This is a genomic window from Nocardia yamanashiensis NBRC 100130 (assembly GCF_001613325.1).
Lineage (GTDB): Bacteria > Actinomycetota > Actinomycetes > Mycobacteriales > Mycobacteriaceae > Nocardia > Nocardia yamanashiensis.
This window is the reverse complement of sequence record NZ_BDCD01000067.1, coordinates 1-11,091: the sequence shown is the minus strand read 5'-3', so window position 1 is coordinate 11,091 and position 11,091 is coordinate 1. Positions and strand designations below refer to the sequence as shown.

Annotated in this window: 7 protein-coding genes and 1 pseudogene; 7 read left to right on the top strand and 1 reads right to left on the bottom strand. The window is 68.9% G+C overall.

Translation table 11 applies throughout. The features are described from left to right. The 6 genes and pseudogenes from NY1_RS43985 to NY1_RS41510 all read left to right on the top strand — a co-directional run. Positions 1-270, top strand: a pseudogene (locus NY1_RS43985) (hypothetical protein); the annotation flags it as partial. Positions 271-283: 13 nt separating this feature from the next. Further along, on the top strand, positions 284-3,163 hold the full coding sequence (locus NY1_RS42540; protein ID WP_369690476.1) for a LuxR C-terminal-related transcriptional regulator: 2,880 nt from the start codon (positions 284-286) through the stop codon (positions 3,161-3,163). Between the two features lie 45 nt (positions 3,164-3,208). Further along, positions 3,209-4,345: a hypothetical protein gene (locus NY1_RS41525; RefSeq protein WP_067723570.1), complete on the top strand. Its 1,137-nt coding sequence runs from the start codon at positions 3,209-3,211 to the stop codon at positions 4,343-4,345. 106 nt (positions 4,346-4,451) lie between these two features. Further along, positions 4,452-5,807 carry a S1 family peptidase gene (locus tag NY1_RS41520; protein WP_067723568.1) on the top strand — a complete coding sequence of 452 codons (1,356 nt, stop codon included), beginning with the start codon at positions 4,452-4,454 and terminating at the stop codon, positions 5,805-5,807. Positions 5,808-6,000: 193 nt separating this feature from the next. Further along, on the top strand, positions 6,001-7,323 hold the full coding sequence (locus tag NY1_RS41515; RefSeq protein ID WP_233434714.1) for a S1 family peptidase: 1,323 nt from the start codon (positions 6,001-6,003) through the stop codon (positions 7,321-7,323). A gap of 150 nt (positions 7,324-7,473) precedes the next feature. After that, positions 7,474-8,310: an NRDE family protein gene (locus NY1_RS41510; RefSeq protein WP_067723564.1), complete on the top strand. Its 837-nt coding sequence runs from the start codon at positions 7,474-7,476 to the stop codon at positions 8,308-8,310. 423 nt (positions 8,311-8,733) lie between these two features. Here NY1_RS41510 and NY1_RS41505 read toward each other — a convergent pair whose 3' ends face one another. Next, positions 8,734-9,366 carry a DUF8020 domain-containing protein gene (locus NY1_RS41505; protein ID WP_233035561.1) on the bottom strand — a complete coding sequence of 211 codons (633 nt, stop codon included), beginning with the start codon at positions 9,364-9,366 and terminating at the stop codon, positions 8,734-8,736. Between the two features lie 441 nt (positions 9,367-9,807). Here NY1_RS41505 and NY1_RS41500 point away from each other — a divergent pair. Further along, the coding region (locus NY1_RS41500; RefSeq protein WP_157762850.1) for a 4Fe-4S dicluster domain-containing protein at positions 9,808-11,091 on the top strand (1,284 nt) is incomplete at its 3' end.

The window sequence follows — 11,091 nt, the reverse complement described above, 5'->3', positions numbered from 1 at the left end:
ACGGGCGCACCCGCCGCCGAACCGGCCACGGGGCAACCGGCTGCGGCCCAGCCCGCCGACGGCTCGGCTCCGCAACCGAATACCACCACCCAGCAACAGGTTCCGGCAGCTCCCGGGCAGGGGCAAGCGCCGACCTATCAGCCCACGGTGGTCGCACCGGCACTCCCCCAGGTGCCCACGGCCGTCCCCGGCCTCAACTCCGCAGTCGACGGTCTCGGCAACGCGGTCGGCGCCCTTCCGGGCCAGAACCGTTCCAACAACGGCGGCTGAGAGTTGGTTCTTCGTGGCAAGCAACACCCCCGTCGCACTCGATTCCCTCCCGTGCGCACGAGAAATCCTCCGGGACCTGGACTCCGATGATCCGGCTCCCCCGCTCTATCTGATCCGCGGCCGCTCCGGCACCGGAAAGTCGGTGCTGCTCGGCGCCATCCGCACTCGTCTCCGGTCCCGCGGCTACACGCTCACCGACAACCCGGCCGAGCTGCTCCCCGCCCGGCCGGGCCACGATGCGATACAGCTCGGCGCCGAGGCGGACGCGCTCGCCGACTGGGCGGCCGATGTGACACTGCCGGAACGGGATTCAGATCCGGTGCGCTCCGGGCAGGGAGCCGACGTGCCGAACCTGAGCGTCGGCGCGAGGTCCGGGCGGGGCGGCGCTGCCCGGGGCCGGGCGAATCGCCTGGCGCTGGTGGTCGACGACGCTCACACCCTGCCCCCGGCGCTGTTCGAAATGCTGGGCGAGGTCATCGAATCCGCGTCCGGGGTGGTGATCGTCGCGACGCGGCCGCGTCCGCACGACATTCGACTGCGCGCGCTCACCGATCGAGCGGCACGCCGTGGACGAGTCGTGGATCTGCGCGCGCTCGGCACCACCGAGATCGCTCCGTTCGCGCGCGAATTGGGCATGATGGTGCCGAAAGCGCTGGCGCAGCATATTCATCGGGAGACGGCAGGTATCCACGGCGGCGTGGTGGCTGCCCTGTCCGCCGCCTGCGCCGCCCGCCTGGACGCGGGCGCGGTCGCGGTCGACGACGCCGTATCCGCCTGGGCCCGCGCCCGTTTGGACGACGCCGATCCGGATCTGCTCGACACCTTCGTGGTGGCGGCCGCCGGCGCTGGTCTGGACACGAGCGAACTCACCGAGGTGCTCGGCGTAACCCATTCTGCCGCACAGGATCTGGTCGATCGCGCGCGTGGCAGCGCCCTGATCACCGACGCCGATCTCCTGCTGCACCCCGCGATCGCCCCGCTCCGCACCCTCGTGGGCGATCGCCGCTACCTGGCCGTCCAGCGCCTCCTGCTGCACGCCCGCCTGGACGCGGGCCTGCTCCGCGATCACACCGCGCTGCACCTCGCCGAATCCGGCGTCCGAGACCCTCGTCTCGCCGAATTCCTCTGCGGCACAGCGGAAAAAGCAGGCGAGGAAGCCGTCCGCCATTACGCGGCAGCGGCAGCGGCCGGCGCCGACACCACCGCCATCGCCCTCCGCTGGGCCGACGCCGCCGCCCGCACCGGCGACTGCGACACCGCCCTGCGCCTGGCCGAACCCACCCTCAGCCGCCCCGTCGCGGACCCCGCCGACCTGGCCGCCGCCGTCCGCATCTGCTCCGGCGTCTGGACCCGCCGTTCCCTCACCACCCGCGCCGCCCAGCTCTACATCTGGCTCGGCCCGCACCGCGTCGGCGCCGACTGGGCCGTGGCCGCCGCCGTCCTCTTCCTCTCGGGCGATCTCACCGCGGCCCGCGCCCTCGCCGCGGCCGCCACCCACTGGCCGCCCACCGAAGCCACCGCCCGCGCCGCCCTGATCGCGACGGCCCTCGGCGACTCCATGCACCAGACCCCGTCCGACCCGGCTCTACCCCCGAGCTCCGACAACGGCGACTCACCACACCACGCATCCCGCGAAATCGCAGGCACTCCGGTATCGACCGACCCGGCCGCCGAATTCGGTAGGCAGGCAACCGATCCGGACGCCGCCGCGCCTACCGCGAGCCCCACCCACAACCAGGCGATCACCGCCGCGCGTACCGCAGCGGTGGCGGCGGCCTCCGCGCTCATCCACGCCACGCATTCGGGCGTCGCGCCCGGGGAGAACGGGGGTGATCGGTTCCTGCCGTGTTCGGCGGTGTCGATCGCGACTCTGTTGTGCCTGAGCATGGGAGAGCCCGGCCGGGCGGGTGATGCGTTGCGCGGCGGGACCGAGGACGCGCAGCAGCGGGTGCTGGCGGCCTGGGTGGCGATGCTGGGCGGGGACGAGCAATCGGCTACGGCGCAGCTGGCGACAGTCCGGATCACCGATCTCGATGCGCGGGATCGGTTGCTGGCGCACGGCGTGCTGGTCGGATTGGCCAGGCGCGGTGGGGATCACGCGGCGCTGGCGCTGGCTTGGCATGCGGCCTATCCACTGTTCGACGAGGTGAGCGCGGATCTGCTGGCGCTCTTGCCGATCGGGGAACTGTGGCTGGCGGGGATCCGGCTGAAGGACGAGGCCCGGGTGAAGTCGCTGGTGGACGCGGCGTCGGATCTGCTTGCGCGCCTGGGGGATCCGCCCGCTTGGGGGAATGCGTTCCATTGGTACGGGGTCCAGGCGGCGATCGCGCACGAGAGCCCGGAAGAGTTGCTCCCACACGCGCATCGGCTGAAGACGGCGGCGCTGGCCGGGGATCCACAGGCCGCCGTGCTGGCCGACGCGGGACGCACCTGGGTGCTGGTGCTGCGTGGGCAGGTCGATCGCGATCGGGTCGAGGGCGCGGTGGCGCGGCTGGCCGATCTCGGCCTGGGCTGGGACGCGGCGCGGCTGGCGAGCGAGGCCGCGCTGGCCACCCAGGACGCGGTGGCCGCCACGGCGCTGCTCAAGCTGGCGCGCACGGTGCGCGCGCAGGCGCATCCGTCCCAGCCGGTCCCGGTCCGCCCGGTGGCTCCGGCCACACCCGTGACACGCCCGGAGCCGATGTCCGATACCGTTCTCAGTGAGCGCGAGCGTGAGGTCGCGGAGCTGGTGCTGCTGGGCTTGACCTATCGCGAGATCGGCGCCCGCCTCTACATCTCGGCGAAGACGGTGGAGCATCACGTGGCGCGGATCAGGCGTCGGATCGGTGCGGGCTCGCGTTCGGAGTTATTGTCAATGCTCCGCGCCATGGGTCATGGTTCACTCCTCGTATGACCTGGGCGCGGGGAGAGCCCGGACGCATCTAGCGAGGTAACGAGGATGGCCACTGGGGTGGGCCTGCGGATGGCCGACGACGAATGCGTCGTGGCCGTCGTGACGGGCGACGACGCCACACTCCCGGTGCACTACATCGTGCGCGAGTCGGTGCTGCACATGTCCGACGACGGGGATGCCGTACTGGGCGGCGAACAGCCCGCCGGGCATTCGCATTCGATCACCGGGTTCGTGTCCGCGGTCGGCGATCCGGCCGGGATCGCGGTGGACGATGGCGAGGCGTACCGCGCCGAGGACCTGCTGGCCACCGCCGCCTTCTGCCTGATCGACCTGGCCACCGATCACCTGAACGGCCCCGCCGAGTTCTACGCCACCCATCCCCCGACCTGGCCGGAAGCCAATATCCGGGCGCTGCGCGAGGCCCTGGACTATCTCGGCCTGAAATCGGTGGTGCTGGTCAGCGAGCGCGATCTGCCGCAGCCCGACGCCGACACCGGGAAATCGTTCGCCTACAACGCCGCCCGCGCCGCCTTGGCCGCGGTGCTGTCCACCCCGGCCGGCCTGACCCCGCCGGACCCGTCGGAGGCCACGCCCAATGCGGCCGACGTCACCGATGTGCTGCCCGCGCTAAAGAACGCCACCCTGGCCCAGGCGTACTCGGCCGCGGTGCCCGTCACCGTCACCCCGACCACCGCCGAACCCGCCGTGACCGGCACCGGCACCGGCGAACAGCCCGCGGTGCGCGCCACCCCGGCCGCCCGCCCCAATCGCGGTCCCTACTTCATCGCCGCCGCGGCCGCCGCCATCGGGTTGCTGCTGGGTGCCCTCGGGGTCGCGACGGTGTTGCGCCCCGACGACTCGCCGCCCAGCCCGCCGAGCGGCCAGATCGGCTCGGAGCCCTCCGGCACCGCCGGCGCCGCTCCGCCGCTGCTGCCGCCGGCCAGTTCGGAAGCCCCGACCCCGGTCGCGCCGCCCATCGCCGAACCGGTGGAGCCGCCGCCCACCACGACGCCGCCGCCCACCACGACCACCGTGCCCCCGACCACCACGGAACCGCCGCGCACCACGCCGCCGACCACCACCCGTTCGACGCCGACGTACCCGTATCAGTACCCGGTGCCGAGCTGGATGATGCCGGGGCAACAGGTGCCGCAGAATCCGTGGGAGTTCATTCCGCAATGATTTCGTAGCGCTCAACCGTGCTTCGTGCCCTAAAGTGGTGCGCTGACCGTGGTTCCGCGAAGTAACCGGGCCTATCGGTCAGCTGGGTGCACTACGAAGGGACTCCATGCGCAAGTTCATGGCGCGCCGCGCCGCGGTCCGAGCTGCCACCGTCGCTTTCGCTTCGACCGTTATCGCAAGTCCCCTGCTGGTCACCGCGCACGCGGAGCCGGGCTCGCCGAATCAGCTTGCCGCTGACAAACTTCCGGCCGAACTCGTGCAGGCCATCCAGCGTGATCTGAAGATGACCGCGACCGAATACCTGGAGCGTTCCGCCAAGGCCCAGCAATTGCGGGACTACGCCAAGGAATTCCGTTCCGAGCGCCCCGACGAATTCGCCGGCGCCTGGATGGGCACCGACGGTAAGCCGGTCCTGGCCGTCACCTCGCTCGATGCCGCCCGCATCGCCGCCGAGGACGGCTACCAGACCCGCCTGGCCCCGATCAACGCCGACGGCATGGAGTCCTCGCTGGATCAGCTGAACAGCTGGATCACCAGCCTGCCGCGCGAGATCTCCGGCGCGATCAACTCGGTCGCCATCGATTTCCTGAATTCGCAGCTGGTGCTGAGCGTGGCCAATACGCCGGCCGGGCATCTGCTGAACCTGCCCACCCTGATCGCCAATATCAAGGTGATCCTCTCGCCCGACAGCGGCGGTCCGGTGGACCGGCGGCCGATGGGCGGCGACACCTACATCACCGCGCCCACCGCGATCAGCGATTCCGCACTGACCACCGTGGACGTGTGCTCGTTCGGCTTCAACAGCGTGGACGCCGCGGGCAATGCGCTCAATATCAGCGCCGGGCACTGCAATCCGAATATCGGCAAGGGCAACGAGCGCGCCGACGTCTACATCCCGAACGTGCGCAATATCGCCGCCAGCCCGCAGGTGGGTTCCTTCGTGCGCTCGCAGCTGGGCGGCGGCCAGGCCCTCGACTATTCGGTCATCAAGCTGAACGACGCGGCGGTGGCCAACGGCATGGACCAGCCGCACGTGCGCGGCGCCAACTCCACCACGCTCACCATCACCGGCGTGGCGGACCCGATCACCGGCGCGCCGGTCTGCAAGTCGGGCCAATCGTCCACCTTCACTTGCGGTTTCGTGGTGGCGGATCGGGTGGAGACCCAGCTCTACACCGCCGAGGGCCAGTCCAAGACGGTGCGCGGGTTCGCCTCCAGCGCCTGCACCCTGGGCGGCGACAGCGGCGGCGCCATCGTGACCGGCACGCTCGCGCTCGGCATCACGAGTGGATCGAATGCGGCCGACGCGCCGAACTGCAACGAGGCCAATAGCGCGCTGGCCCAGTACGGTGGTACCGCGACGCTGGGCATTCCGGTGCGTGCCATTCTCGCCGATATCGATGCGAATTCGGGCGGCGGAATCGGCAGCGGCATTCGGGTGCGCACCCAGTCGGGCGCCTGAACCGGACATGTTCCGCGTGTCGTGATGGAAGGGCGGATTTCCGCTCTTCCGGATCGTGATCTGCACCGTAGGCGCCGAATACGGGCGCTGGCGATGATCTTGAACCGGACACGCCTCTTGTTTGCCGCGCCAATACCCAATCGTCACCCGGCAATAAGTAGGCATAACGGTCCCGACACCATATAGTCGGCTCATGCTCCTGCCACGTATGCGCTATTCGCTTGCCGCGGGCCGTCCGCGAGCCCTTGTCCGTTCCGCCGCCGTCGCAGCCGCCGCGCTGCTGGTCGCCGGACCGCTGGCAGGCAGCGCGCACGCGGAACCCGCCAAGGCGGAGCTGCCCGCGGAGCTGGTCGCCGCCATCACCCGCGACCTCAAGATCTCCCCGCAGGACTACCTCGCGCGCGCCGACACCGCGCAGAAGCTGGCCGCCTTCGCCACCACCGCGCAGCGCCAGTTCCCGGCCGTCTTCGCCGGTTCCTGGCTGGACGAGGCCGGTAAGGCCGTGGTCGCGCTGGCCCAGGGCGAGGAGCTGGACGCCGCCCGCAAGGCCGCGGCGGACGCCGGCTTCAGCGTGAAGGACGTGGCCAAGAGCGAATCCACGCTGCGCAGCGAGAAGAACGCCTTCCAGAAGTGGCTGGAGGGCCAGCCCGCCGCGGTGTCGAAGTCCGTTCGTGGCGTGGCCATCGACACCATGAACAACACCCTCGCGGTGCGGGTGGATCAGGCCGGGCTGACGCTGCCCGGTTTCATGAGCCCGGCCCGCGTCATCGTGATGGCCGCCCCGCCGGCCGCCGGTGAGGACATCGCGCAGGCGACCCCGGTCGCGGGTGCGGGTTCCGGCCCGCTGGCCGCCGGCGACGGCTACGCCTCGGTCTCCGGCCGCATGTCGCTGAAGTGCTCGCTCGGCTTCAACGGCGTGGACAAGAACAACTACCTGGTGAATATCACCGCGGGCCACTGCAATCCGAATATCGCGGCCACCGGCGGCTCCAACTCGCCCGGCGTGTACGAGATGGTCGGCGACCGCATGGGCAACCAGATGGGCTTCTTCGACAAGTCGGTGCTGGGCAACCAGGACTACTCGCTGGTCGCCATCAATGCCGAGTACAAGGACCGTTTCGTCAACAACCTGGTGCGCGTCCCGAACGCCGCTCCGGTGGCCCTGACCGGCGTGGCCGTGCCCGTGGTCGGCGCCCCGGTCTGCAAGTCCGGCGCCCGCACCGGCTTCAGCTGCGGCGTGGTGAACGCCATCGATCAGACCGTGCAGGTCGGCGACCGGCTGCTGACCCAGTCGTTCTCCGCGAATATCTGCGCCCTGCCCGGTGATTCGGGCGGCCCGATCATCACCGGCACCCAGGCCCTGGGCATTTCCAGCGCCTCCTCGGTGGCCGACTACCCGATCTGCGAGATCCCCAATCTGATCGGCCTGCTCACCGGCGACGCCCCGCAGCTGTTCGCGCAGCCGCTGAGCACCGTGCTCTCGGACAACCCGGGCCTGCGGGTGCTCACCAACTGACAGCGCTTTTCCGAAAAGCCCGGCAGCCGTTGCGCTGCCGGGCTTTTCGCTCTCCGGGGTCATCCGGGTACGACCGGGCAGCGTTCGGGCGGTAGCGGGGCAGCCGTCGGGCAGGAGACGCGCACCGTGGCGCTCGGGCATCCTGGATCCATGTGTTTGGTGTTGCTCGGCTGGAAGGCGCATCCGGATTACCGATTGATCGTCGCCGCCAATCGGGACGAGTTCTATACCCGCCCAACGGAATCCCTGCGCCGCTGGGACGAGGTGCCGGGATTGCTGGCCGGGCGGGATCTGGGCGCGGCGGGCGCTACCCCCGGCACCTGGCTCGGCGTGGCCGAGAATTCGCATCGCTTCGCCACCGTCACCAATGTGCGCGGCCCGGACGAGGCCCGCCCCGACGCGCGCTCGCGCGGCGCGCTGCTGCTGGATTTCCTGCGCGGTGACGCGGGCCCGGAGAAGTTCGTGCGCGGGGTGGCCGCCACGCCCGACGATTACAACGGATTCAATCTGGTGGTCTCGGATCTGGAGACGCTGTGGTGGCACAGCAATCGCAGCGCACAGGCCCCGCGCGAACTCGCCCCCGGCTTCCACGGCGTCTCGAACGGCTGCCTGGTGGGCACCCTGGAGCCCGACGGCCGCGAGATCCGCACGGGGACCGCCACTCCCGCCTGGCCGAAGGTCCGTGACGGCGTGCGCGCCCTGGCCGACGTGGTCGCCGCCGATCCCGCGAATACCGCGGGCTACCTGGACGTGCTGGCCGATCGCACCCGCGCGCCGCGCGCCGAACTCCCGCACACCGGCCTGGGCCGATACGGCGAGCGCGCCGTGTCCTCCCGCTTCGTCACCCATCCGATGCACGGCACCCGCTGCAGCACGGTGCTGCTGGTTCGCGAGGACGGCCGCTTCGAAATGACGGAACGCACATTCGCGCGCTTCGGACGGCGCAAGGGCACGGTGTCACAGACCGGCCGTCTGGAATTGCCCTGAGATATCGGAAACACCCCCGTAAAAGGGACTAGGAGAATACCGCAAATCTCGGTAAGGTATCCGCGAACTGGTTGCAACCCAGCCCTCCTGGCCCACACTATCTTTCGAGGTTGATTACATGTTCTTCGTCGCTGACACCGGTATCACTGGCGCACTCTTCGCCCTGCTCAAGACCCTGTGCACCATTTCTTCCGGTGGCGCCGCCTGCGCGGGCTGGGGCGCCTGAGCTTCAGCCTCGCATTCGGGGAGTTCCCCTCACATCCAATGGGTGTGGGGGGATTCGCTTTTCCGGGGGACCATTCGGACTAACCCGATGAATGGGGCGACACGGAGCGGACTATTGCCCCGAATCCCCTAATGCCCCCTATAGATACGACAACGGCCCGTCCCTACGAGGAGGACGGGCCGTTGTGCGGTACTAGCTCAGTTGGCCCACTTGGTGGTGCCGTCCGCGGCCTGCAGCACCTGGATCAGCTCCAGGCCCGCGGCGACCAGGGTCGGGCCACCGGCGACGATGGTGCCGATGATGCCGCCGACACCGGCGCCCAGCACCAGGCCGGGCACGCAGCCGGCCGGGATGGTCACGATGCAGCCGATGACCGCGCCGAGCGCGGTGCCCACGAAGGTGCCGATACCGGTCGCCAGGGCGAACTGGGTCGAGAAGTTCGACATCGCGCGCTGGTTCTCGGTGGCCGAGGCGATCGGCTGGGCCTGCGCCACGACCGGCTGGGTGCCCGGCTGGAAGCCTTCCGGCTTCTCGGGGGTCACCTGCAGGACGGTGCCGTTCTCCTTGAGCTCGGACTTCACCTCGACGGGGGTGCCGCCGACGGAGAACGAGAGGGGGAAGGTGATGGTGGTGGCGCCGGAGATGTCCTTGACGTTCACCACGGTCTGCTTCTTGTCTTCGGGCGTCGCACCCTCGACTTCGGCCAGCTCGAACGTGCCGTTCTTGAGCTTGGAGACGACTACCTTGGTGCCGTCCTTCTCCTCCATCTTGGTGGAGTACTGGATGTTGCCCTCGGTGGCAGGGGCGGTATCGGCGTGGGCAGAGGACATCCCGACGGTCATAGCGCCAATGACCAGGGCAGCCGCCGCAGTGGTGCTGCGAAGCTTCATTCGGTTTTTTTCCAATCCGTCATCAGGTACAGCAGTCTGTGCTCATCTGTCACCACGCGAGGCCCGAGCTTCCCTCCGGGCCCTGCCACGCGCCAAACGGCGAACCTTCCCCGAGCATGTGAAGATGCGCACAGCTGTCGGACAGCGTGAGCCTAGTCGATCACCCGGACAGATGCGACATTGCTTTCATAAGGAAGCGGCCCGGGTTTTCAAAGTAAGCCTGCCCTTGGTTGGTGAGGCGAAATGCCGGGATTTACGGTGTGAGAAACCCTATGCAGTTAAGTTACCGGCGGGTAACTTACCGTCCGTTAGGATACGAGCAACCCGGAGCGGTAGACGCCGCTCGGCAAGCACGTTGACACTCCGAGAAAGGTCGCGGACATGAATGCCCTGACAGTGACGCTGGGCACGATTGGAGCGGCGTTCACGTTAATCGCGTGGGCGTCGTTCTTCGGCGGCGTACGCGGTATCGCCCGCACCATCATGGTCGGCCAGTCCGCGCCGGATCGCTGGCGGCCGTTCTTCCCCCGCTTCAAGACCATGATGGTCGAGTTCCTGGCCCATACGCGGATGAACAAGTTCCGCACCGTGGGCTGGGCGCACTGGCTGGTCATGATCGGCTTCCTGGCCGGTTTCATCCTCTGGTTCGAGGCCTACGGCCAGACCTTCGACGGCGAGTTCCACTGGCCGATCATCGGGTCCTGGGGCATCTACCACCTGATGGACGAAATCCTCGGCATCGGAACGGTTGTCGGCATCGTCGTGCTGATCGTCATCCGGCAGCTGAACCATCCGCGCGTGCCGGAACGCCTGTCGCGCTTCAGCGGATCGAAGTTCGCGCCCGCCTACGTGATCGAGTCCATCGTGCTCGTCGAGGGCCTCGGCATGGTGCTGGTGAAGGCCGGGAAGATCGCCGCGTATGGCGAATCCCACACCTGGAGCGACTTTTTCACCGAGCAGGTCGCCAAGCTGCTGCCCGCCAGCCCGACCCTGGTCTCCATCTTCGCGTTCGTGAAGCTGTGCTCCGGCGCGCTGTTCCTGCTGCTGGTCGGCCGCAACACCACCTGGGGCGTGGCCTGGCACCGGTTCGCCGCGTTCCCGAACATCTACTTCAAGCGTGAGCAGGACGGCGACGTCGCGCTGGGCGCGCTGAAGCCGATGATGTCGGGCGGCAAGCCCATCGACATGGAGACCGCGGATCCGGACAACGACACCTTCGGCGTCGGCAAGTTCGAGGACTTCTCCTGGAAGGACATCCTCGACGTCACCACCTGCACCGAATGCGGTCGCTGCCAATCCCAGTGCCCCGCTTGGAATACCGGTAAGCCGCTGTCGCCGAAGCTGCTGATCATGTCGCTGCGTGACCACGGTTACGCCAAGGCGCCGTACCTGCTGGCCGGTGGCCGCAAGGACATGGGCGGCGACGAGATCGGTCTGGTCGACGCCGAGGGCAAGCCGAACGAGGCTGCGCTGGCGAAGATTTCGGCCGAGGCGCGCGCCGAGGCGGAGCGGCCGCTGGTCGGGCACGAGGATGTCAACGGCATCATCGATCCCGAGGTGTTGTGGAGCTGCACGACCTGTGGTGCGTGTGTGGAGCAGTGCCCGGTCGATATCGAGCATGTGGATCACATCATCGATATGCGCCGGTATCAGGTGCTGATCGAG